Genomic DNA, 23,288 nt, shown 5'->3' with positions numbered 1-23,288 from the left:
TGTGCGTACGCGGCGTCACTGGCCGGGAAGCGCACTCCGGCCTCCCCGGCGCGCCCTCGCTGACGACCGTTCAGCGGGGGGCCGGCGCCCGGCCGGGGCGGGTACGCGCATTCGGGCCCGTTCCGCTTGAGAAACGATCCACCCACGCCCCTAGACTGTTCTCCAGCAGGTGGCCATCCGCTCGAAAGGCGTGCCCCGTGACCATCGGCAAGTCCTCCGACCGCGAGAACGCCCCGTCGTCCGTCGAGCCGACCGACGACGTGGTGCAGGCGGCCGATGCCCCGAGCATCGGCCGGGTGCTGTCCGCCGCCCGGATCGAGGCGGGACTCACGGTGGACCAGGTGAGTACCGCCACCCGTGTCAGGGTGCCGATCGTCCATGCCATCGAGGAGGACGACTTCGACCGCTGCGGCGGCGACTTCTACGCCCGCGGGCACATCCGCGCGATCGCCCAGGCGGTCGGCGCGGACGGCGAGGCCCTGGTCGCCCGCTACGACGCCGCGCACGGCGGCTCACCGGCCTCCAAGCGCCCCGCCACCCAGCTGGTGGACAGCGGCCCGATCAAGGTCCCCGGCCGCAGCCGGCCGAACTGGGCGGCCGCCATGGTCGCCGCGATCGTCGCGGTGGTCGCGCTGATCGGCTTCAACCTGGTCAGCGGCAAGAGCGGCCACGGCACCACCGGCTCGGCCAGCGCGCCGCTGCCCAGTGGCTCCGGCACCGGCTCGGTCGCCCCGGTCACGCCGACCGTCCAGCCGCCGGCGCCCGCGCCGAGCGCCGCCGCGATCGCCGCCGTCCCGGCCGACAAGGTCACCGTGAAGCTGGTCGCCGAGGGCACCAGCTGGGTCTCCGCGACGGACGGCAGCGGCAAGTCGCTGTTCCAGAACAACATCAGCGACGGCCAGGACCAGACCTTCACCGACCCCAAGCAGATCAAGCTGGTGCTCGGCAACGGCGGGGCCGTGCACGCGTACGTCAACGGCAAGGACCTCGGCGTCCTCGGCAAGGACGGCCAGGTGGTGCACGTCACGTACACCCCCGGCGACCCGCAGGCGGGCTGACCACAGGGCCCGTCGAGGGCCGTCGATGATCAGCTGATTCGTGGCACGCGGCCTCCGGGGCGAACGGCACCGGAGGCCGCGCGTTAATCTTGGCCCTATGCCTGAACGCCGCACTGTCGCCCTTGTCACGCTCGGATGCGCCCGCAACGAGGTGGACTCCGAGGAACTCGCCGGGCGACTGGAAGCCGACGGCTGGTTGCTCGTCGACGACGCCGCCGAGGCCGATGTCGCCGTCGTCAACACCTGCGGCTTCGTCGAGGCCGCCAAGAAGGACTCCGTCGACGCCCTGCTGGAGGCCAACGACCTCAAGGGGCACGGCCGCACCCAGGCCGTCGTCGCGGTCGGCTGCATGGCCGAGCGGTACGGCAAGGAGCTCGCCGACGCGCTGCCGGAGGCCGACGGGGTGCTCGGCTTCGACGACTACTCCGACATCTCCGACCGCCTGCAGACCATCCTCTCCGGCGGCCACCACGCCCCGCACATCCCGCGCGACCGCCGCAAGCTGCTGCCGATCAGCCCGGCCGAGCGGCAGTCCGCCGCCGAGGCCGTCGCGCTGCCCGGCCACGGCGCCGAGGCCGCCGCCGAGCCGATCACCGACCTGCCCGACGGCCTCGCCCCGGCCTCCGGCCCGCGCACCCTGCGCAAGCGGCTGGACGACAGCCCGGTCGCCTCGGTCAAGCTCGCCTCCGGCTGCGACCGGCGCTGCTCCTTCTGCGCCATCCCCGCCTTCCGCGGCTCCTTCATCTCCCGCCGCCCCTCCGACGTGCTGCAGGAGGCCCAGTGGCTGGCCGGGCAGGGCGTCCGCGAGATCGTCCTGGTCAGCGAGAACAACACCTCGTACGGCAAGGACCTCGGCGACATCCGGCTGCTGGAGACCCTGCTCGGCGAGATCTCCGCGATCGAGGGCGTCGAGCGGGTGCGGGTCTCCTACCTCCAGCCGGCCGAGATGCGCCCCGGCCTGATCGACGCGATGACCGGCACCGCCGACGTGCTGCCGTACTTCGACCTGTCCTTCCAGCACTCGGCGCCGGCCGTGCTGCGCCGGATGCGCCGCTTCGGCTCCACCGACCAGTTCCTCCAGCTGCTCGGGACCATCCGGGACAAGGCCCCGCAGGCCGGCGCCCGGTCCAACTTCATCGTCGGCTTCCCCGGTGAGACCGAGGAGGACTTCGCCGAGCTGGAGCGCTTCGTCACCGAGGCCGGGCTGGACGCGATCGGCGTTTTCGGCTACTCCGACGAGGACGGCACCGAGGCGGCGACCTACGACGGCAAGCTGCCCGAGGACGTCGTCGCCGACCGGCTGGCCCGGCTCAGCCGGCTCGCCGAGGAGATGACCGCCCAGCGGGCCGAGCAGCGGATCGGCACCGAGGTCGAGGTGCTGATCGAGTCGATCGAGGACGGCGTGGTCGAGGGCCGCTCCGCCCACCAGGCCCCGGAGACCGACGGCCTGACCACCCTGCACGGCGTCGAGGACCCGCGGATCGGGCAGTTCTGGCGGGCCACCGTGGTGGCCAGCGAGGGCGTCGACCTGATCGCCGAGGCGCTGGAACAGGTGCGCCGGCCCGCGACGTCGGGGGCCGAGGCTCCGGGAGCCGGGGAATGACCAAGGGGCCCGGGGCCCCGGCCGCGGCCCACCCGGGCAGACCGGCGGCCGCGGTTCCGCCGGCGCCGGGGGTCTGGAACATCGCCAACGTGCTCACCATGGTCCGGGTGCTGCTCGTCCCGGTCTTCGTGGCCCTGCTGTTCGCCGACGACGGGCACAACCCCAAGTGGCGCGCGGTCGCCTGGGCGGCGTTCGCGATCGCGATGATCACCGACCTGTTCGACGGCGAGATCGCCCGCCGCAAGGGCCTGGTCACCGACTTCGGCAAGATCGCCGACCCGATCGCCGACAAGGCGATCATGGGCTCGGCGCTGATCGGCCTCTCCGTCCTCGGCGACCTGGCCTGGTGGGTCACCGTGGTGATCCTGGCCCGCGAGCTCGGCATCACCCTGATGCGCTTCTGGGTGATCCGCTACGGCGTCATCCCGGCCAGCCGCGGCGGCAAGCTCAAGACGCTGACCCAGGGCACGGCGGTCGGCATGTACGTGCTGCCGCTGACCGGCTGGCTGGCCACCGGGCGGGCGGTCCTGATGGCCGCGGCGGTGCTGCTGACCGTCGCCACCGCGCTGGACTACATCGGCCAGGCGCTGCGCCTGCGCCGCGAGGGCACGGCCGCGGAGCGCGCGGACCGCTGACGGACGGAGGGGGCCGGGGTGACGGACCACGAGCTGTACGGGCTGGCCGAGCGGGCGCACGCGGCGCTGCGGGCCGAGGGCGGCACGCTCGCCGTCGCCGAGTCGCTGACCGGCGGGCTGCTGGCCGCCGCCCTGGTGGACGTCCCGGGGGCGTCCGCGACCTTCCGCGGGTCGGTCACCGCGTACGCGACCGAGGTGAAGGCCTCGGTACTCGGTGTGGACGAGGGCCTGTTGGACGTGTACGGTCCCGTGCACCCGGTGGTGGCCCGACAGATGGCCGAAGGCGTGCGCGGGTTGCTGGGGGCCACGTACGGGCTCGCGACGACCGGCGTGGCCGGTCCGGAGCCGCAGGACGGGCAGCCGGTGGGCACGGTACACCTGGCGGTCGCCGGTCCGGGGGGAACTCTGGTCAGTTCGCCCCTGCTGTCGGGCGCCCGTGCCACAATCCGTCACGGAGCGGTGACCGCCGCACTGGAGCTGCTCGTCGGCCGGCTCGCTCGATGACGGCCCGCGGGCGGATCTCCACCGAACCGAGATCTGCCGAACCCGCGCACGGGGTATGACACAGCTGGAGGATCGTGTTACATCCAACGGCCTGGTTGGGCAGAAACCAGGTGGCGAACGAGTTGCGTGACGGTGGCGGGGCGGGCCGAGTCGGGTACCACGAGGGGCCCGCGAACCCGGGTACGACACCGGCACGAGGAGGGGGACGGCCTTGCAGCCCACAGTGAACACGACCAGGGTCCCCGCACGCGAAGCGGGCAAGGCGGTACGGTGGGGGCGTGACATCTCGATCCGCAGTCCGAGGAGGGAGGCACCGATGATCCTGCTCCGTCGCCTACTGGGCGATGTACTGCGTCGGCAGCGCCAGCGCCAGGGCCGCACACTCCGCGAGGTGTCGGCGGCCGCCAGGGTTTCGCTCGGGTACCTCTCCGAGGTCGAGCGGGGACAGAAGGAGGCCTCTTCGGAGCTGCTCTCCGCCATCTGCGACGCACTCGACGTCCGGATGTCCGAGGTCATGCGCGAGGTCAGCGACGAACTGTCGCTCGCCGAACTTGCGGCGATGGCCACCCTCTCCGAAGGTGATCTGCTGAGGCCGGTGCTCGAACCGGTTCCGCTGCCCGCCCCCGGCGCCGACCGGGCGAACATGTCGCCCAAGGCCGCCGCGATGGACGTGGTCGCTGCCTGACCCGGCCTCGCACCTCCCGGGTGCCCGTCCCACGACGGGCCCGAGGAACCCCGGGGCGAGCGGAGGAGGGCGGTCGTGCGGAGACTCGCGACGGTGTGCGCGGTGGCCCGAATACGGCTGCGGCGTCTGATGCCCTGGCCGGCCCGTTGGGTCCTGCTGGCACTCGCGGGCGGGCTCGCCTGGTGGCTGGTGGCCGTCCGGGGACAGCTCGCCGACGGCGCGGTGCTCGGCCTGCTGGCGGCCGGCGGCTGGGGACTCGGTCTGATCCCGGTCCATGCCGACCGGAACGCGACCGGACCGGCCCGGCGCCCGCAGGGGCACGAGGAGGCCGTGGGCCGGGTGGAGGCGCAGCCTCCGCCGATCGGGTGAATCGACGTGGCCGGAGGCCGCGGGGTCGTTGACTCCGCGGCCTCCGGCGCTCTTCCGGCACTCCTCAGGGGCGCAGCCGGAGCCCGCGGGGGGTGGCGTGGAAGCCGGCCTCCTCCAGGGCGCGGCCGAGCTCGGAGCCCAGGGCCGGCCCGCCGTTCGCCCGCTCGACCGTGACGCTGCCGAGCGCGCCCGCGCGGACCGCCCCCGCGAGCGCCCCGGTGGCCAGGGCCAGGGTCGCGTCGTCCTCCGGCCAGGCCAGCAGGGACTTGCCGCCCCGCTCCACGTACAGCGCGAGTTCACCGTCCACCAGGACCACCAGGGCGCCCGCCTTGCGGCCCGGGCGGTGCGCCTTGGCGTCCGCGGCACCCGCGGCGGCGGGCGGTTCGGGCCAGGGCAGCGCGGCGCCGTAGGCGTTCGCCGGATCGGCGGCGGCCAGCACCAGCAGCTGTGGCGGCTCGGCGGCCGGGGCGGCCGGCCACTCGGTGGCCCGGGCCCGCTCCAGCCGGCCGTTGACCGAGCGCAGCCGGTCGGCGGCGCCCTCCATGGCGAACTGGGCACCGCCCAGGCCCTCGACGAAGTAGCCCCGGCGGGCCCGGCCGCGCTCCTCCATCGCGGAGAGCACCCGGTACACCCCGGCGAAGCCGCCGGGCACCCGTTCGGCGGCCACCGTGCCGCGGGTCAGCAGACCGTGCCGGTCCAGCAGGCTCTGCGCCCTGGCCGTCGCCCGGACGGTCGGATCGGTGGCGAAGGCGGGCAGCAGCGACCAGCGCCCGGCCACCGTCGGCGGGCCGCTGCGCAGTGCCCCGCCCTCCCGGCCGAAGGCGCGGCCCGCGCCGCCGTACCGGCCGCGCGGGGTCGCCCGGGGGGCGCGGTGGGCGGTGGCGCCCGCCGTCCGGCCGGAGCCGAGCAGGGCGCGCAGCGGGGCCAGGGTGTCGTTGCTGACGTAACCGGCCCAGACCAGGTCCCAGAGGGCCGTCACGACCTCGGGCTCCGGGGTGTCCTCCGGGAGCTGCTGGACGAGCTGGCGGAAGAACAGGCCGTAGCCGCCCGCGAGGGCCTGGAGGAGGGCGCTGTGCAGCGGGGTGAGGGCGGGCGGGACGGGCTCCGGGCGCAGCAGGTGGGCGTTCTCGGCCAGGTGCAGGCTGAGCCAGCCGTCCTTGCCGGGCAGCGCGCCGGCGCCGCACCAGCCGATCTCTCCGGCCGCCGTCAGCTCGTCCAGCAGGCCGGGGGAGTAGTCGGCGAGCCGGGCCGGGAGGATCAGCTTCTCCAGGGCGGAGGCGGGCAGGGCGGTGCCCTGGAGCTGTTCGACCACCCGGAGCAGGCCGTCCGGGCCGCGCAGCCGGTGGCCGGCCAGGTGCTGCCACTGCGGGAGGAAGGCGGCCAGGGCGCGCGGCGGGACGGGCTCCACCTCCTGGCGCAGCGCGGCCAGTGAACGGCGGCGCAGCCGGCGCAGCACCTCGGCGTCGCACCACTCGGCGGTCGCGGTGTGCCGCTCGGGGAGGATCTGGCTCTCGGCGGGCCGGAAGGCGCCCTGGACCAGGCGGCCGGCGGCGGTCAGCCGTTGCAGGGTGCCGGTGACGACGGCGGTGCCGAGGCCGTAGCGGGCGCCGGCCTCGGCGGCGGTGAACGGGCCGTGGGTGCGGGCGTGCCGGGCCAGCAGGTCGCCCAGCGGGTCCTTGACCGGCTCGGTGAAGGCCTCGGGGACGCCCACCGGCAGCGGGGTGCCCAGGGCGTCGCGCAGCCGCCCGGCGTCCTCGACCGCGGCCCAGCGCTGCTCGCCGGCGATCCGGACCTGGATCACCCGGCGGGCGGCCTCCAGCTCCAGGGGCCAGAGCGGCTCGGCGCCGCGCGCCGTCAACTCGGCCTCGGAGAGCGGGCCGAGCAGGCGCAGCGCGTCGGCGACGCCCTCGGCGTCCCTGATCCGGCGCTCGGGGGTGAGGCGTTGGAGCTCGGCCTCCAGCTCGGCGAGCACCTGCGGGTCGAGCAGCTCGCTCAGCTCGGCCTGGCCGAGCAGCTCCGACAGCAGCCGGGAGTCCAACGACAGGGCGGCGGCCCGGCGTTCGGCGAGCGGGGAGTCGCCCTCGTAGAGGAACTGGGCGACGTAGCCGAACAGCAGGGAGCGGGCGAAGGGGGAGGGCTCGGCGGTGGTGACCTCGACCAGGCGGACGGCGCGGGATTCGAGGTCCGCCATCAGCTCGACCAGCCCGGGGACGTCGAAGACGTCCTGGAGGCACTCCCGGACGGCTTCCAGGACGATCGGGAACGAGCCGTACTCGGAGGCGACTTCGAGCAGTTGGGCGGCGCGTTGGCGCTGCTGCCACAGCGGGGTGCGGCGGCCCGGGCTGCGGCGGGGGAGCAGCAGGGCGCGGCCGGCGCACTCGCGGAAGCGGGAGGCGAACAGGGCGGAGCCGCCGACCTGCTCGGTGACCAGCTGCTCGATCTCGTCGGGCTCGAACAGGGCGGCGTCGGCGCCGACCGGGGCCTCGTCGGAGCCGGCCTGGTCCGGGGGGCTGCTGAAATCGAAGTCGGGGGCGAGGAGGTCCGCGTCGGGCAGGCGGAGCACGATGCCGTCGTCGGCGTGCATGACCTGCGGGTCCAGGCCGTGCTTCTCGCGCAGCCGGGCGCCGAGGGCGAGCGCCCAGGGGGCGTGCACCTGGGCGCCGAAGGGGGAGTGGATGACGATCCGCCAGTCGCCCAGTTCGTCCCGGAAGCGCTCGACCACGATGGTGCGGTCGTCGGGGAGCTGGCCGCAGGCCTTCCGCTGCTCGGCGAGGTAGTCCAGCAGGTTGGCGGCCGCCCAGTCGTCCAGGCCGGCCCGCCGGAGGCGCGCGGTGGCGGCCTCGGGCGCGAGGGCGCCCAGCTCGCGGGTGAACGCGCCCAGGGCGCGGCCGAGTTCGAGCGGGCGGCCGAGGGTGTCGCCCTTCCAGAACGGGAGCCGGCCGGGGACGCCGGGGGCGGGGGTGACCAGCACCTTGTCGTGGGTGATCTCCTCGATCCGCCAGGAGGTGGTGCCGAGGGTGAAGACGTCGCCGACCCGGGACTCGTAGACCATCTCCTCGTCGAGCTCCCCGACCCGACCGCCGCCGCCCTTCTTCTTCTCCGTCGTCGAACCGGACGCCGCCGAGCCGGCGATGAAGACGCCGAACAGGCCGCGGTCGGGGATGGTGCCGCCGGAGGTGACGGCCAGGCGTTGGGCGCCGGGACGGCCGGTGACGGTGCCGGCGACGCGGTCCCAGACCAGGCGGGGGCGCAGCTCGGCGAAGGCGTCCGACGGGTAGCGGCCGGCCAGCATGTCCAGCACGGCGTCGAAGGCGGACTGCGGGAGGGTGGCGAAGGGCGCGGCGCGGCGGACCACGGTGAGCAGCTCGTCCACCGGCCAGGTGTCCAGGGCCGTCATCGCGACCAGCTGCTGGGCCAGCACGTCCAGCGGGTTGCGCGGGATCCGCAGCGCCTCGATCCGGCCCTCCCGCATCCGCTCGGTGACCACGGCGGACTGCACCAGGTCGCCCCGGTACTTGGGGAAGAAGACGCCGGTGGAGACGGCGCCGACCTGGTGCCCGGCCCGGCCGACCCGCTGCAGGCCGGAGGCGACCGAGGGCGGGGACTCGACCTGGACGACGAGTTCCACCGCGCCCATGTCGATGCCCAGCTCCAGGCTGGAGGTGGCGACCACGGCCGGCAGCCGGCCGGCCTTCAACTCCTCCTCGACCAGGGAGCGCTGCTCCTTGGAGACCGAGCCGTGGTGGGCCCGGGCGATGACCGGGGGCACGCCCCTGGCGGCGCCCGAGCCGCCCATCAGCGCGGCCGGGGCGTGCGCCTCGGGGGCGGCGGCGCCAGTGGCGCGCTCGTACGCGATCTCGTTCAGCCGGTTGCACAGGCGCTCGGCCAGGCGGCGGGAGTTGGCGAAGACGATGGTCGAGCGGTGCGCCTCGACCAGGTCGACGATCCGCTCCTCGACGTGCGGCCAGATCGAGGACTGGCGCTGCGGGTCGGAGTCGGCGGCGCCGCCGGTGGCCGGGGCGGCGGGCAGGTCGTCCAGGTCGGGGACCGGGACGACCACCGAGAGGGCGAACTCCTTGGTGGAGGGCGGCTGGACCACGACGGCGCCGCGCTGGGGGCTCAGGAAGCGGGCCACCTCCTCGACCGGGCGCACGGTCGCGGACAGGCCGATCCGGCGGGCCGGGCGGTCCAGCAGCTCGTCCAGCCGCTCCAGGGTGAGGGCCAGGTGGGCGCCGCGCTTGGTGCCGGCGACCGCGTGCACCTCGTCCAGGATCACCGTGTCCACCCCGCGCAGGGCCTCCCGGGAGGCCGAGGTGAGCAGCAGGAACAGCGACTCGGGGGTGGTGATCAGGATGTCCGGCGGGTGGGTGGCGAAGCGGCGGCGGTCGGCGGCCGGGGTGTCGCCGGAGCGGATCGCGACCTGGACCTCGGGCTCGGGCAGGCCCAGCCGGACGGCGGCCTGGCGCAGGCCGGTCAGCGGGGCGCGCAGGTTCCGCTCGACGTCCACCGCGAGGGCCTTGAGCGGGGAGACGTAGAGCACCCGGCAGCGGCGCTCGGGCTCGGCGGGGGGCGGGGTGCTGCTCAGCCGGTCGAGGGCGGCGAGGAAGGCGGCGAGCGTCTTGCCGGAGCCGGTGGGGGCGACCACCAGGACGTCGGTCTGCTGCTGGATGGCCTGCCAGGCCTGGGACTGGGCGGCGGTGGGGGCGGAGAAGGCGCCGGTGAACCAGGCCCGGGTGGCGGGGGCGAAGCCGGCCAGCGGGTCGGTGGGGTCGCCGGGGCCGGTGAGGTCGCCGGGCGGGGTCGGGTGCGGGGGCGCCATGCCCCCATGGTGCCGGGTGGGACTGACACGTGGGGTGGTGGTGGGGAGTGACGGGGTGAGTGGTCGGGGTCGGGGTGCCGGAGGTGGGGGCGGGTGCAGTTGCGGGAGCGGGAATGATGATCCGCTCATATCGTGATGAATCGGGCGCGTGATCCATCCGTGACCGTGACCGAGACCGGAGCGAGAAGCGGAGGGCGTGGGATGGCGCAGGCGCACCGGTCCGGGGCCGTTCACGGGGGTCGGTGCCCGGGGGGCCGTCGGCGCAGGGTCTGCGGGCCCACCTGGGTGCTGCTCGCGATGCTGCTCACGGCGCTGGTGCTCGGCGGCGCCGTGCCGTACGCCTCCGGGCCCGGGCGTGCGTACCTCAGCTATCTGGTGCTGGCCCGGCAGGACGACGCGGCGGGCGCCGCCCTGGCCGGGGCGCAGAGCCGGGCGGCGGGCGGGCAGGTGGTGCAGGAGTACCCGCAGATCGGGGCGGTGCTGGCGTACGCGACCGGCGGCTTCGCGGACCGGGTGCGGGCCCGGCCCGGGATCGCGGCGGTCGGGGCCACCCGGACGGCGCCGGTGGTGGGGCCGCCGCGGGCGGTCGACGGGGCGGGGGACTTCGCGGCGGGGGATGCCGTGGGCGGCACTGCCGGGGCCGTCGGGAGCGGGAGCGCCGGAGGCGGCGGGTGGGGTGTCCGGGGGTCGGAGGGACGGGACGGCGGGACCGCGACCCTTCCGGACCCGGGAGAGGGCGGGGCGTGGAACCTGAGCATGGTGCACGCGGAGCCGGGGCGGACCGGGGACGCCGCCGGAGGCGGTGCGCCGGGGGCCGAGGCGATGCGCAAGGTGCTGGTCGCCGTCCTGGACTCGGGCGTCGACGACACCCACCCGGACCTGCGGGCCGCCGTCGACCCCAAGGCCTCGGCCTCCTGCGCCGACGGACGCCCCGACGCCCGCACCGGCGCCTGGCGGCCCGACCCCGGAGTGGCGGAGAGCGGGCACGGCACCCACGTCGCCGGGATCATCGGCGCGGCCCGCGACGGGCAGGGCGTCACCGGGGTCGCCCCCGGGGTGCGGATCGCCGCCGTGCGGCTGCTCGGGCCGCTCGGGCAGTACTACGCGGAGAACATCGTCTGCGGGATGCTCTGGGCGGCCGACCACGGGGCCAAGGCCGTCAACGACAGCTACTTCGCCGACCCGTGGAAGTACAACTGCCCCGAGGACCGGGACCAGGCGGCCCTGATCGCGGCCGTCGGGCGGGCCGTCGCGTACGCCCAGCGCAAGGGGGTCGTGGTGGTGGCCTCGGCGGGCAACGACGGACAGGACCTCGGCGCCGCCCGGACCGACGGGCGCAGCCCCAACGACCGGGTCTCCGGGCCGCCCCTCACCCGCCACCTGGGCACCGAGTGCATCCGCCTTCCCGGCGAGCTGCCCGGGGTCCTGACCGTCACGGCCGTCAACCGGGACGGGCGGCCGTCCTCCTACACCAACTACGGGCGGGGCAGGGTCTCGCTGGCGGCCCCGGGGGGCGACCCGGACGGGGGGCCGCAGGGGGCGATCGTCTCGGACTGGCCCGGCGGGCAGTACGCGGCGCTGGCGGGGACCTCGATGGCGGCGGCGCACGTGACGGGGGCGGTGGCAGTGGCGGCGGCGCTGCACCCGGGGGCCGGGTCGGGGGAGCTGGCGGGCGTGGTGGTGGGGGCGGCGGCGGCCGGGGCGGCGGCCGGAGGGTGTCCGGTGGGGGCCCGGGGGTGCGGCGACCGGCAGTACGTCGGGGTGGGGGTGGTGGTCGTGCCGGGGTGAGGGCCGCTGCGCGGGGCCGGTGCGCTGGGCCGGTGCGCTGGGTCGGTGCGTGGGGGTGGGTGGGGGCGTGGGGGGTTCGGGATACTTGGGGGCATGAGGCTGACCGAGTTCTGGCGACGGATGTACGCGCACTTCGGGGAGGGGTACGCGGAGTCGTTCGCGTCCGATCACGTGATGAGTGAGTTGGGCGGGCGGACGGTGCACCAGGCGTTGGAGGCGGGGTGGGAGGCCAAGGACGTGTGGCGGGTGGTGTGTGAGACCCAGGGGGTTTCGGCGCAGTTGCGCTGACGGGTGGTGGGACAGACTGTCCGGGTGACTACGAGCGGAGAGCAGAAGCGCCGGGGCGAGCCGGTGCGGGGTGTCGAGGGGGAGCGGTCGTGGGGCGGGATGCCGCCCTGGTTGCCGCGCGCGATGGTGCTGTTCCTGGTGCTGGTGGGGCTGTTCCAGCTCGCGGACTGGGCGTTCCGGCAGTTGATCGACCTGTTCGTGATGCTGCTGGTGGCGTTCTTCCTGTCGCTGGCGCTGGAGCCGGCGGTGGACCGGATGGCGGCGCGGGGGGTGCGCCGGGGGGTGGGGACCTTCCTGGTGTTCGTCGCGGTCGGGGTCGCGGTGGTGGGCTTCCTGGCGGCGCTGGGCACCCTGTTGGTGGATCAGGTGGCGAAGATCGCGGGGGACCTGCCGCACCTGGTGGACAACCTGATCGGCTGGGTCAACCGGACGTTCCACCAGGAGCTGTCGCTGGGGGAGCTGCAGAAACGGCTGTTGAAGGACTCGGGGACGCTGGAGACCTACGTCCAGCAGGCCGCCGACAACGTCTGGGGGGTGTCCTCCACCCTGCTCGGGGGGCTGTTCCAGACCTTCACGGTGGGGCTGTTCACGTTCTACTTCACCGCCGAGGGCCCCCGGGTCCGCCGGACGGTCTGTTCGCTGCTGCCGCCGGCCAAGCAGGGCGAGGTGCTGCGGGCCTGGGAGATCGCGCTGGCCAAGACCGGCGGCTACCTGTACTCGCGGGCGGTGCTGGCGGTGGTGTCGGCGGCCGGGCACTGGGTGATGTTCGCGCTGATCGACCTGCCGTACTCGGCGGCGCTGGCGATCTGGGTGGGCGTCATGTCCCAGTTCGTGCCGACCATCGGGACGTACCTGGCGGGTGCGCTGCCGGTGCTGGTGGCACTCACCCTGGAGCCGGTGGACGCGCTGTGGGTGCTGGTCTTCACGGTGGTCTACCAGCAGGTCGAGAACTACGTGCTGCACCCGAGGATCACCGCCCGGACGGTGGACGTGCACCCGGCGGTGGCCTTCGGGGCGGTGATCGCGGGGGCGGCGCTGCTGGGTGCGGTGGGCGCGCTGATCGCGATCCCGGCGGCGGCGACCCTGCAGGGCTTCGTCGGGACGTACGTGCGGCGGTACGAGGTGGCCACCGACCCGCGGATCGACCGGGGGGAGCAGCGGCGGGCCCGGCGGGAGCTGCGCCGGGAGGCGGCGCGGCGGCTGCGGCGGATGGTCGGCGGCGACGGGGGATGACGGTCGGCGGGGAGTGACGCTCGACGGGGTGGCGGTCGGCGGGGCGGGTGGTCGGGAGGGATCCGGCCGCCCGCCCCGCGGCGTGTTCGGGTGAGTGCGGGGCTTGAATCGAACAGATGTTCTTTTGTACTCTCCGGCGTGGAGTTTTCCACAGGGCGAGCCGGGTGGGGCTCGTTTGTCAGTGGGACGCGCTAGCGTCGAGGACGATGAAGCGCACAGCACAGAACCCGAGGGAAAAAGCCATGGCAGGTACGGACAAGGAGAAGGCCCTCGAGGCCGCGCTCGCCCAGATCGAGCGACAGTTCGGCAAGGGCTCGGTGATGCGCCTCGGCGAGAAGGCGAACGAGCCGATCGAGGTGATCTCCACCGGGTCGACCGCCCTGGACGTCGCCCTCGGGGTCGGCGGCATCCCGCGCGGCCGGGTGGTCGAGATCTACGGCCCCGAGTCCTCCGGTAAGACCACCCTGACGCTGCACCTGGCCGCCAACGCCCAGCGGGCCGGCGGCACGGTCGCCTTCGTCGACGCGGAGCACGCGCTCGACCCCGAGTACGCCAAGAAGCTCGGCGTGGACACCGACGCCCTGCTGGTCAGCCAGCCGGACACCGGTGAGCAGGCCCTGGAGATCACCGACATGCTGATCCGCTCCGGCGCGGTCGACCTGGTGATCATCGACTCGGTCGCGGCGCTCGTCCCGCGCGCCGAGATCGAGGGCGAGATGGGTGACTCGCACGTCGGCCTGCAGGCCCGTCTGATGAGCCAGGCGCTGCGCAAGATCGCCGGTGCGCTGAACCAGTCGAACACCACCGCCGTCTTCATCAACCAGCTGCGCGAGAAGATCGGCGTCATGTTCGGCTCGCCGGAGACCACGACCGGTGGCCGGGCGCTGAAGTTCTACGCCTCGGTCCGGCTGGACATCCGCCGCATCGAGACCCTCAAGGACGGCACCGAGGCGGTCGGCAACCGCACCCGCGTCAAGGTCGTCAAGAACAAGGTCGCCGCGCCGTTCAAGCAGGCCGAGTTCGACATCCTCTACGGCATCGGCATCAGCCGCGAGGGCGGCCTGATCGACATGGGCGTCGAGCACGGCTTCATCCGCAAGTCCGGCGCCTGGTACACCTACGAGGGCGACCAGCTCGGCCAGGGCAAGGAGAACGCCCGCAACTTCCTGCGGGACAACCCGCAGCTCGCCGACGAGATCGAGCGGAAGATCAAGGGCAAGCTCGGCATCGGTCCGAAGACCGAGGAGCCGGCCGAGGGCGAGCCGGAGGCCGCCGCTGCCGACGGCGCGGCCAAGCCGGTCACCGCGACCGCCGCGACCGCCGCCAAGACGGCCGCGGCGAAGAAGACGGCGGCTGCCAAGGCCTGAGCCGTTGATGCAGTACGACATGGTGGGCGGCGGCCCGGCGGGCCCCGAGGACGACGACTACGGCCCGCCGGACTGGTTCGCCGCGGTCGCCGAGGAACCGGAGCCCGAACCGGCGCCGGAGCCCGAGCAGCGACCGTCGGCGACCCGGTCGCGGGCGCGCGCGGCCACCGAACAGTGGACATCCGGCCCCGAGCCGGAGTTCGACCGGGCTCCGGTCCGGGCGGTGCGCGGCGCGGCGTCCGGCCCGGAGCCGGCGGAGACCTCGGTCGAGGCGCTCGGCCTGGTCGCCGCCTCCGAGCTGCCCACCGGCCGGCGCCGGCGCCGCTCGGCGCTGGCGGCCGAGGAGCCGGATGCCGTCGGCCGGCGGCGCGAGGCCGGGGCGGCCGGTCACGGGGGTGCGGCCGCCCCGCCCGCCCGCCCGCGCCGGGCCCGGCGCGGCGAACGCTCCGACGAGGGCCTGCCGGTGGAGGAGAAGGGCACCGCCCGCGGCTCCCGCAAGCGGGCCGAGGAGCAGGCCGACCCGGAGACCCGGGCCCGGGACATCTGTCTGCGGCTGCTCACCGGCACCGCCAAGAGCCGCAAGCAACTCGCCGACGCGCTGCGCAAGCGGGAGATCCCGGAGGACGTCGCCGAGCAGGTGCTCACCCGGCTGGAAGAGGTCGGGCTGATCGACGACGCGGCCTTCGCCGCGGCCTGGGTGGAGTCCCGGCACGCCGTCCGGGGCCTGTCCCGGCGGGCGCTGGCCCAGGAGCTGCGCACCAAGGGCGTCGCCGCCGACCTGGTCGAGCAGGCCCTCGTCCAGGTCGACCACGACGACGAGACGGACGCGGCCCGGGCGCTGGTCGAGCGCAAGATGCGGTCCACCCGCGGCTTGGACCCGCAGGTCCGCACCCGGCGGCTGGTCGGCGTGCTGGCCCGGCGCGGCTACTCCGAGGGCCTGGCCTTCCGGGTGGTGCGCGCCGCGCTGGAGGAGGAAGCGGCCGCGGACCCGTCGGGACGCGCGGGGGAGTAGCGGCAGTTCGGTGGCTTTCTTGGTCCGGACCAGGCCGAGTCTTGACCCTTTCGTGACCCGCACCTAGCCTCGCACGCATGAGGATCTCGGCGGGCACCGCTACCGGTGGCTCCCTGGTGCCGATCGTCGGGTCGGCCGTCGCCGTCCTGCTGGTGATCGCGGTGCTGGTCGTGCTGGTGTTCAGGCGCTCACGGGCCGCCCGGCGGCAGGCGCTGGCCGAGGCCGGCCGCCGGCAGGACGAACTCGCGCGGCGCGAGGAGGACTTGGCCGAGGAGCTCCGCCGGCTGCGCCAGCGCGAGGACGAACTGGCCGCGCGCTCGGCCGAGTTGGAGCACTCCCGGGGCGAGGTCGAGGCGCTCGCGGCCCGCCGGGTGGCGGCCCTGGAGCACGCCGCCGGGCTCTCCGCCGAGCAGGCGCACGCCCAACTGCTGCGCGAGGCCGAGGAGTCGGCCCGGCGGGAGGCGGCCGTCACGGTCCGGGAGATCGAGCGCGGGGCCAAGGAGGAGGGCGAGAGCCGGGCCCGGTCCATCCTGGCCGGGGCGATCCAGCGGCTGGCCTCGGAGCAGACCGCGGAGACCGCCGTCACCGTCTTCCGGCTGCCGGGCGAGGAGATGAAGGGCCGGATCATCGGCCGCGAGGGCCGCAACATCCGCGCCTTCGAGGCGGTCACCGGCGTCAACCTGATCATCGACGACACCCCGGCCTCGGTGCAGCTCTCCTGCTTCGACCCGGTCCGCCGGGAGGCCGCCCGGCTCACCCTGGAGCAACTGGTCGAGGACGGCCGGATCCAGCCGAGCCGGATCGAGCAGGTCCACGAGCGCAGCCGGGCCGAGGTCGAGCAGCGCTGCGTCCGGGCCGGCGAGGACGCCCTGCTGGACGCCCGGATCGGCGGGCTGCACCCCGAACTCGTCCGTACCCTGGGCTCCCTGCGCTACCGCGCCTCCTACGGGCAGAACGTGCTCGGCCACCTGCTGGAGTCCGCGCACCTGGCCGGGATGATGGCCGCCGAACTGGGGGTGGACCCGGAGCCGGTGCGCCGGGCGGCGCTGCTGCACGACATCGGCAAGGCGCTCACCCACGAGGTCGAGGGCAGCCACGCGGCGGTCGGCGCGGACTTCGCCCGGCGGCACGGGGAGTCCCCCGAGGTGGTGCACGCGATCGCCGCCCACCACGGCGAGGTGGAGCCCCGGACGGTGACGGCCGTGCTGACCCAGGCCGCGGACGCCTGCTCGGGCGGGCGGCCGGGGGCGCGCAAGGAGTCGCTGGAGCTGCACGTGCGGCGGCTGGCCCGGCTGGAGGAGATCGCCCGTTCGCACGACGGGGTGGCCGAGGTGTACGCGATGCAGGCCGGGCGCGAGGTGCGGGTGATGGTCCGGCCGGACACGGTGGACGACCTCGGGGCGGAGCTGATCGCCCGGGAGGTGGCCCGGCAGGTCTCGGCGGAGCTGACCTACCCGGGCCAGATCCGGGTGACGGTGGTGCGGGAGAGCCGGGCCACGGCGGTGGCGGGTTAGGCCTTAGCTCTGGCTCGCCGAGTCGACCTGCTGGGGTTCGGGTTCCGGCGCGGTCCCGGGCTCGGGCTCGGGTTCCGGCCCGGGCGGGCCGGCGATCGGGGCCGGGCCGCCGCGGGCGTGGTCGGCGAGGGCCAGGAGGTCCTCGGCGGCGGCGCCCTGGGTGACGCCGACCAGGTGCCCGTCCGGCCGGATCAGCAGGACGGTGTGCGGCCCGGCGCCCGGGTACTCCTCGGTGACCAGCACCTCGGCGGGCACCGGCAGCGCGGCGCAGACCTCGGCGAGCCGGGGCATCAGGCCGGCGCCCAGCCAGTGCTCGGCCGACCAGACCGCGGTGCCGGGGGCGACCAGCAGCAGCAGGAAGGTGGCGCCCAGCCGGGCGTGCAGGTGGTCCGGGGTGCCGTCGGCGGCGAGCACCGGGAGGTCCGGGACGAGTACGCCGGGGGCGGTGGCGGGCAGCAGTTCGCTGAGCGAGGTGGTGCCGCGGGCGCCGCGCTGGACCGGGACCCGGCCGGGGACGCCGGAGGGCGCCGCCGGGTAGGCGGGCGCGCCGCCGAAGCGTCCGCTGCCCAGCTGGCCGTCGGCGAGCATCGGGGCGTGCTTGCGGAAGCCGCCGACCAGCAGTGAGCGGCGGGTCTGCTGCCAGCCGCGCAGCGGGCGCAGCAGCGGCATCGACTGGTCGACGGCGCGCAGCCGGGCGCCGACCGCGCCGCGCCGCTCGGCCTCGTAGCCGTCCAGCAGCGAGCCGCCGGGCTGGGGGCCGCCGGAGTGGAGGTGCCAGGCGAGGGCGAGCCGCCAGGCGAGGTTGTCGGCGTCGCGCAGCCCGTCGGCGAGGTTCTGCATGCCGAGGGCGCCGTGCAGGTGGGCGGCGTCGCCGGCGAGGAAGCAGCGGCCGTTGCGGAAGCGGGCGGCGAGGCGCTGCTGGGCGGTGTGGTCGGCGGCCGCGAGCAGCTCGTAGCGGGGGAGTTCGCCGCACCAGCCGGTGAGGGTGGCGGTGACCCGGGTGAGCAGGGTGTCGCCGGTGACGACGCCGGGCCAGGTGGCGTGCGGGTCGACCTGTTCGGTGGGGGCCGGGCGGCCGGGGGGCAAGCGCCAGTCGATCCGCCAGACGCCGTCGGGCAGTGGGCGGGCGGTGGCCTCGCGGTCGCCGCGCCACGGGGGTTCGCGGTGCAGCCGGGCGCCGTCGAAGGGCAGGTCGACCCGGACGGTGGCGATGGCGTTGCGGTCGACCGCGGGGCGGCCGGGGAAGCGGATCTTCAACAGCTTGCGGACGGCGGAACGGGCGCCGTCGCAGCCGACCAGGTGGCTGCCGCGCCACCAGGTGCTGGAGCCGTCCTGGGTGCCGTGGGTGCGGACGCTGACCCCGTCGCGGTCCTGTTCGAGTTCGACCACCCGGTTCAGCGGGACCAGCCGGACCAGCGGGGTGCCGGTCAGGGCGTCCCGCAGTCCGCGCTGGAGGCGGTGCTGGGGGAGGTGGAAGGTGGGCGAGTCGGTGAGGTCGATCTTCAGCACCTCCTGACGGCGGCGCCAGACCTCGAAGGTGTCCCACAGGGCCGAGTCGGAGACGGCCCGGGAGTAGCCGATCCGGGTCAGGAAGGCGGTGGTGTCGGCGCCGAGGACGACGCTGCGGGGGCCCTCCGGGCAGAGCCCGGAGCCCTCGTCCAGGACGACGGTCGGGACCTCGTGCCGGGCCAGCGCGAGGGCCAGGGCCAGACCGACCGGTCCGGCCCCGACCACGATCACCGGATCCATGCGGGGACCTCCGGGGACGAACCGGCCCATGGGCCGGCGTCAGTTACCGCTGCCGCATATGCCGCGTGGATGCTCCCGGGAGGTGTCACGAAGAGCAATGCAACAGTTCGCCTGGGTGTCCGTCAAGCAGCAGATGAAGTGCGCCGGTTCGCGCCGCGACGGCCACGTGCTTCGATCCACCGCGCGAGCGCGGTCAACAGGAGGCACAGGACGATGTAGATCGGGGCGATCACCAGGACCACGGGGATGTAGGGGAAGCCCGCGGCGTTCAACGGCTGGCTGGCGATCTTCTTGCCCATGAACAGCAGCTCGTTGTACGTGATGATGTAGCCCAGCGAGGTGTCCTTGAGGGTGACGACCAGCTGGCCGATCATCGTCGGCAGCATCGAGCGGACGGCCTGCGGCACCAGGATGCCGGACATCACCTGGGTCTTGCGCATCCCGAGGGCGTACGCCGCCTCGCCCTGGCCGCGCGGCACGGCGTTGACGCCGCTGCGGATGATCTCCGCCTGGACCGCGCCGTTGTACAGGGTGAGGCCGAGCACCAGCGCCCACATCGGGTCCTTGGCGAAGAACGCGTAGTAGAGCGCGACGATCAGGATCAGCAGCGGCATCGCCCGGAAGAACTGGACGACCGAGGTGCAGGTCCAGCGGACCGGCTTGTGGTCGGACAGCTGTCCGGCGGCCAGCAGCGCGCCCAGGGTGAGCGAGAGGGCGGCCGCCAGGCCGAAGGCCTTGAGGGTGGACAGCAGGCCGTCCACGATCATCTGCTGGACGAAGGTGTACTGGAACGGGTCCCACAGGTCGGCGTCGAACTGGCCGTTGTCGGCGAGCGCGGAGACGACGTACCAGAGCAGGCCCGCGATGCCGATCGCCCCGAGGACGCCGAACAGGCGGTAGCGGGCCCGGGCCCGGGGGCCGGGGGTGTCGTAGAGGACGCTCGCCGAGGCCTGGCGCTGGAAAACACTCATCGGGCCACCGCCAGTCGGGATTCCAGGAAACGGAAGAACGAGGCGACCGTCGCGCTGATCAGCAGGTAGGCGCAGGCCACCCAGAAGAAGATCGCGAAGATCGAGTAGCCGCGTTCGGAGAAGGTCTGCTGGGCGCTGTACAGCTCGCCGACGCTGAACGCGCCGGCGATCGCCGAGTTCCTCGGCAGCGCGATGAACACGCTGCTCATCGGGGCCAGCACCGTCCGGGTGGCCTGCGGCAGCACGACCAGGGTGAGGGTCTGGAAGAAGTTCATGCCGAGGCTGCGGGCGGCCTCCGCCTGGCCGAGCGGCACGGTGTTGATGCCGGAGCGGATCACCTCGCAGACGAACGAGGCGGTGTACCCGCCGAGCGCCAGCACCGCGAAGACGAGGTGGCTGAAGTGCACGCCCAGCGGTGGCAGGCCGAAGGTGACGGCGAAGAACAGCAGGGTCAGCGGGGTGTTGCGGAACAGCGTCACCCAGGTCGTGCCGAAGGCGCGCAGGACCGGCACCGGGGAGACCCGGAAGGCCGCCAGTAGGGTGCCCAGCAGCAGGGCGAGCAGGGCGCTGAGCGCGCTCAGCTCGATCGTCTGCAGGAAGCCGTCGCGGAACAACGCGAAGTTGTCCTGCTCGAACAGGAACCCCATCCGGCGGCCCTCCTCTCACAGATGGTCAGGGGCGGACAGTGTGCGGATCAGTAGCGGTCGAGGGTCGGGACCGCCGGGGCGGCCGAGCCGGACGCGCCGAGGGTGGCGTCGTAGGCCTTCTTCCAGTCGCCGTTGTCCTCGTGGGCCTTGAGGGCGTCGCTGATCGCGTCCCGCAGCGCCTTGTCGTCCTTGTTGAGGCCGACGCCGTAGTTCTCCTTGGTGAAGGGCTTGCCGACGACCCTGAGCTTGGGGGCGTACTTGGAGGCGTAGCCGTTGAGGATCGCGTCGTCGGTGGTGACCGCGTCGACCTCGCCGGAGAGCAGCTTCTCGACGCAGGCCGAGTAGGTGTCGAACTGGGTGATCTTCGGGTTGTACTGCTGGATGTTCTTGATCGAGGTCGAGCCGGTGGCGGTGCAGACGTTCTTGCCGCTGATGCTCTCCGGGCCGGTGATCGAGGTGTTGTCCTTCTTCACCAGGAAGTCCTGGCCGGCGATGTAGTACGGGCCGGCGAAGGAGACCGTCTTCTTGCGCTCGTCGTTGATGCTGTAGGTGCCGACGTAGAAGTCGATCTGGCCCTTGGCGATGGCCGGCTCGCGCTGCGAGGAGACCAGGGTCTGCCACTTGATCTGCTGCGGGGTGAAGCCGAGGTCGGCGGCGACCATCTTGGCGATCTCGATGTCGAAGCCGCTGCGGTCGCCGCTGGCGACGTCCTCCCAGCCGAGGTTCGGCTGGTCGGCCTTGGCGCCGATGATCAGCTGGCCGCGCTTCTTGGCCTCGGCCAGCACCGCGGAGTCGATCTTGACGTCGGTCTTGACCGTGTAGGTCGGCAGCGCCGGGGCGTTGCTGGCGCTCGCCGCGTTGTTGGAGGCGGCGGGGGTGCCGTCCTTGCCGCAGGCGGCGGTGGCGGTGAGCGCGACGGCACAGAGCGCCACGGCGAGGGTGCGGGAAGTCCTCATGAGGGTTGGTCTCCTGGGGCTGGGCCACGGTGTCGACCGGGCTCTGGCGTCTGGAAGTCGGTACACGTGCGGGGTCGGCCGGCGTCCTTGCCGGCGGCGGCCCCGGTGGTCTGGGGGGGCGGTCCTGAACGGTCCCGGCCGGTTGCGGCCGGCCCCGGGCGTCAGTGGTGGAGGATCTTGGAGAGGAAGTCCTTGGCGCGGTCGGAGCGCGGCGCGGTGAAGAAGGCGTCCGGGGTGTTCTGCTCGACGATCTTCCCGTCGGCCATGAACAGCACCCGGTTGGCGGCGGAGCGGGCGAAGCCCATCTCGTGGGTGACCACGACCATGGTCATGCCGTCGGCGGCCAGCTGGCGCATGACCTCCAGCACCTCGTTGACCATCTCCGGGTCGAGCGCCGAGGTCGGCTCGTCGAAGAGCATCACCTTCGGCTTCATCGCCAGCGCCCGGGCGATCGCCACGCGCTGCTGCTGGCCGCCGGAGAGCTGGGCCGGGAACTTGTCCGCCTGGGCCCCGACACCGACCCGGTCGAGCAGCTCGCGGGCGGTCTTCTCGGCGTGCCCGCGGAGCACCTTGCGCACCTTGACCTGCGCCAGGACGACGTTCTCCAGCACGGTCTTGTGCGCGAAGAGGTTGAAGCTCTGGAAGACCATGCCGACCTCGGCGCGCAGCCGCGCCAGCTCCCGGCCCTCGGCGGGCAGCGGGCGGCCGGACAGGGTGATCTCCCCGGAGTCGATGGTCTCCAGCCGGTTGATCGTCCGGCAGAGCGTGGACTTGCCCGACCCGGAGGGGCCGATCAGCACCACGACCTCGCCCTGGCGGATCTCCAGGTCGATGTCCTGGAGCACGTGCAGCGCGCCGTAGTGCTTGTTGACCTTGTTCAGCACGACCAGCGGGGCGGCTGCGGGGGTGGAGTCCTCGACCGGGCTCTCGGACATCGCGCCTGCTCCCTACTGTGTCGAACTGGGGTGAACCCTGCCTGCCCGGGAAGTTCCAACTCCCTTGGGCGGCAATGGTGATAAGAAATCCGGGAGCCGCGACCGGCGGAGCCGCAGCCCCCGGTGGGGCGACCATAGGAGCGGTGACGGTGCCCCGTCAGCCGATCTGAGCGGAACTTGAGGATCACGAAACGGCCACGCGATCCGTACGTACTGTTCGCGAGTGCGTCGACGGGGCATGTCACAGCGGGGATCCGTGCCGGTGCTCGCCGTCCCCCGCGAGCCCGGTCCGCGGGCGAACCTGGCGCCGGGCCGCCCGCTGGCCCATACTGCGCAGGACCGGTCCCGGACCGATCGGTCCGGTGATCACAAGGGGGAAGGAGGAGAACAGGATGCGACTGCTGCTCGTCGAGGACGACGAACGCGTGGCCGCGGCACTGGTCGCGGTGCTCGGCCGGCACGGCTTCCAGGTGCGGCACGCCCGCAGCGGGCACGAGGCGCTGGACGCCCTGGTGCCGGACGGCAACGACCCGTACCGCGTCGTGCTGCTCGACCTCGGGCTGCCCGACCGCGACGGCTTCGAGGTGTGCAGCCGGATCCGGGCCGGCAGCGGAGTCCCGGTGATCATGGTGACCGCCCGCGCCGACATCCGCTCCCGGATCCACGGTCTCAACCTGGGCGCCGACGACTACGTCACCAAGCCGTACGACATGGGCGAACTGCTCGCCCGCATCCACGCCGTCGCCCGCCGCGGCGCCCAGCCGTCCTCGGTCGCGGTGCCCGCGCCCGACGCCGTGCCGCAGCAGCGCGGCCCGCTGGAGTCCCGCGGCATCCGGATCGACCGCGAGCGCCGCCGGGTCAGCGTGGACGGCCGTGACGTGCCGCTCACCCGCAAGGAGTTCGACCTGCTGGCGCTGCTCGCCCAGAGCCCCGGCGTGGTCTACCGGCGCGAGCAGATCTTCAGCGAGGTCTGGCGCAGCGGCTGGGAGGGCAACGGCCGCACCCTGGAGGTGCACATCGGCTCGCTGCGCAACAAGCTGGCGCTGCCCGGCCTGGTCGAGGCCGTGCGCGGCGTCGGCTACCGGCTGATCCCCGACTCCCCGGCCTCCCCCGGGTCCGACCGGACCCCGCCCGCCCCCGCGGAGCACTGACCGC

19 protein-coding genes are annotated in these 23,288 nt (G+C 74.1%); 13 read left to right on the top strand and 6 right to left on the bottom strand.

What is annotated here, in order from left to right:
* Positions 1-197: 197 nt before the first annotated feature.
* From ACFC1T_RS17630 to ACFC1T_RS17605, 6 genes are all read left to right on the top strand, one after another.
* Positions 198-1,058 (top strand): helix-turn-helix domain-containing protein, encoded by an 861-nt coding sequence (locus tag ACFC1T_RS17630; RefSeq protein ID WP_375889423.1) that lies wholly within the window; start codon positions 198-200, stop codon positions 1,056-1,058.
* A 97-nt stretch (positions 1,059-1,155) separates the two neighbouring features.
* Positions 1,156-2,661: a 30S ribosomal protein S12 methylthiotransferase RimO gene (gene rimO, locus ACFC1T_RS17625; protein WP_375889420.1), complete on the top strand. Its 1,506-nt coding sequence runs from the start codon at positions 1,156-1,158 to the stop codon at positions 2,659-2,661.
* Positions 2,658-3,296 (top strand): CDP-diacylglycerol--glycerol-3-phosphate 3-phosphatidyltransferase, encoded by a 639-nt coding sequence (gene pgsA / locus ACFC1T_RS17620; protein WP_375889418.1) that lies wholly within the window; start codon positions 2,658-2,660, stop codon positions 3,294-3,296. Before rimO ends, pgsA begins: the two co-directional genes overlap by 4 nt.
* 18 nt (positions 3,297-3,314) lie before the next feature.
* On the top strand, positions 3,315-3,800 hold the full coding sequence (locus tag ACFC1T_RS17615) for a CinA family protein (protein ID WP_375889416.1): 486 nt from the start codon (positions 3,315-3,317) through the stop codon (positions 3,798-3,800).
* Positions 3,801-4,116: 316 nt separating this feature from the next.
* On the top strand, positions 4,117-4,485 hold the full coding sequence (locus ACFC1T_RS17610) for a helix-turn-helix domain-containing protein (protein WP_030290911.1): 369 nt from the start codon (positions 4,117-4,119) through the stop codon (positions 4,483-4,485).
* A gap of 102 nt (positions 4,486-4,587) precedes the next feature.
* Positions 4,588-4,854 (top strand): hypothetical protein, encoded by a 267-nt coding sequence (locus ACFC1T_RS17605; protein ID WP_375889412.1) that lies wholly within the window; start codon positions 4,588-4,590, stop codon positions 4,852-4,854.
* Positions 4,855-4,918: 64 nt separating this feature from the next.
* Here the strand turns inward: ACFC1T_RS17605 and ACFC1T_RS17600 are convergent, their stop codons facing one another.
* Positions 4,919-9,673: an ATP-dependent helicase gene (locus ACFC1T_RS17600; RefSeq protein WP_375889410.1), complete on the bottom strand. Its 4,755-nt coding sequence runs from the start codon at positions 9,671-9,673 to the stop codon at positions 4,919-4,921.
* A gap of 297 nt (positions 9,674-9,970) precedes the next feature.
* Here ACFC1T_RS17600 and ACFC1T_RS17595 point away from each other — a divergent pair, with 297 nt between their 5' ends.
* The 6 genes from ACFC1T_RS17595 (at position 9,971) to rny (ending at position 16,875) form a co-directional block, all read left to right on the top strand.
* Positions 9,971-11,461: a S8 family serine peptidase gene (locus ACFC1T_RS17595; protein WP_375889408.1), complete on the top strand. Its 1,491-nt coding sequence runs from the start codon at positions 9,971-9,973 to the stop codon at positions 11,459-11,461.
* Positions 11,462-11,554: 93 nt separating this feature from the next.
* A complete protein-coding gene (locus ACFC1T_RS17590; protein ID WP_375889406.1) occupies positions 11,555-11,749 on the top strand; it encodes a DUF3046 domain-containing protein in 195 nt (64 codons plus the stop codon).
* Between the two features lie 24 nt (positions 11,750-11,773).
* A complete protein-coding gene (locus tag ACFC1T_RS17585; protein ID WP_375889403.1) occupies positions 11,774-12,982 on the top strand; it encodes an AI-2E family transporter in 1,209 nt (402 codons plus the stop codon).
* 242 nt (positions 12,983-13,224) lie between these two features.
* A complete protein-coding gene (recA, locus tag ACFC1T_RS17580; RefSeq protein ID WP_375889400.1) occupies positions 13,225-14,349 on the top strand; it encodes a recombinase RecA in 1,125 nt (374 codons plus the stop codon).
* Positions 14,350-14,356: 7 nt separating this feature from the next.
* Complete coding sequence (locus ACFC1T_RS17575; protein WP_375889399.1) at positions 14,357-15,361, top strand: regulatory protein RecX; 1,005 nt, start codon at positions 14,357-14,359, stop codon at positions 15,359-15,361.
* A gap of 77 nt (positions 15,362-15,438) precedes the next feature.
* On the top strand, positions 15,439-16,875 hold the full coding sequence (rny, locus tag ACFC1T_RS17570; protein WP_375889398.1) for a ribonuclease Y: 1,437 nt from the start codon (positions 15,439-15,441) through the stop codon (positions 16,873-16,875).
* Between the two features lie 3 nt (positions 16,876-16,878).
* Here the strand turns inward: rny and ACFC1T_RS17565 are convergent, their stop codons facing one another.
* The 5 genes from ACFC1T_RS17565 to ACFC1T_RS17545 form a co-directional block, all read right to left on the bottom strand.
* Positions 16,879-18,624: an FAD-dependent monooxygenase gene (locus ACFC1T_RS17565; protein WP_375889395.1), complete on the bottom strand. Its 1,746-nt coding sequence runs from the start codon at positions 18,622-18,624 to the stop codon at positions 16,879-16,881.
* A gap of 122 nt (positions 18,625-18,746) precedes the next feature.
* On the bottom strand, positions 18,747-19,595 hold the full coding sequence (locus tag ACFC1T_RS17560) for an amino acid ABC transporter permease (protein ID WP_375889392.1): 849 nt from the start codon (positions 19,593-19,595) through the stop codon (positions 18,747-18,749).
* Complete coding sequence (locus tag ACFC1T_RS17555; RefSeq protein WP_375889390.1) at positions 19,592-20,242, bottom strand: amino acid ABC transporter permease; 651 nt, start codon at positions 20,240-20,242, stop codon at positions 19,592-19,594. Before ACFC1T_RS17555 ends, ACFC1T_RS17560 begins: the two co-directional genes overlap by 4 nt.
* A 47-nt stretch (positions 20,243-20,289) precedes the next feature.
* On the bottom strand, positions 20,290-21,198 hold the full coding sequence (locus tag ACFC1T_RS17550; protein WP_375889387.1) for a glutamate ABC transporter substrate-binding protein: 909 nt from the start codon (positions 21,196-21,198) through the stop codon (positions 20,290-20,292).
* Between the two features lie 161 nt (positions 21,199-21,359).
* Positions 21,360-22,133: an amino acid ABC transporter ATP-binding protein gene (locus ACFC1T_RS17545; RefSeq protein WP_360237471.1), complete on the bottom strand. Its 774-nt coding sequence runs from the start codon at positions 22,131-22,133 to the stop codon at positions 21,360-21,362.
* A gap of 392 nt (positions 22,134-22,525) precedes the next feature.
* Here ACFC1T_RS17545 and ACFC1T_RS17540 point away from each other — a divergent pair, with 392 nt between their 5' ends.
* On the top strand, positions 22,526-23,284 hold the full coding sequence (locus tag ACFC1T_RS17540; RefSeq protein ID WP_375889384.1) for a response regulator transcription factor: 759 nt from the start codon (positions 22,526-22,528) through the stop codon (positions 23,282-23,284).
* Positions 23,285-23,288 lie beyond the last annotated feature (4 nt).

Origin of the sequence: Kitasatospora sp. NPDC056076 (assembly GCF_042266305.1) — a bacterium.
Classification (GTDB): Bacteria; Actinomycetota; Actinomycetes; order Streptomycetales; family Streptomycetaceae; genus Kitasatospora.
Note: the sequence above shows the minus strand (reverse complement) of the source record. Positions and strands in the feature narration are given on the sequence as shown.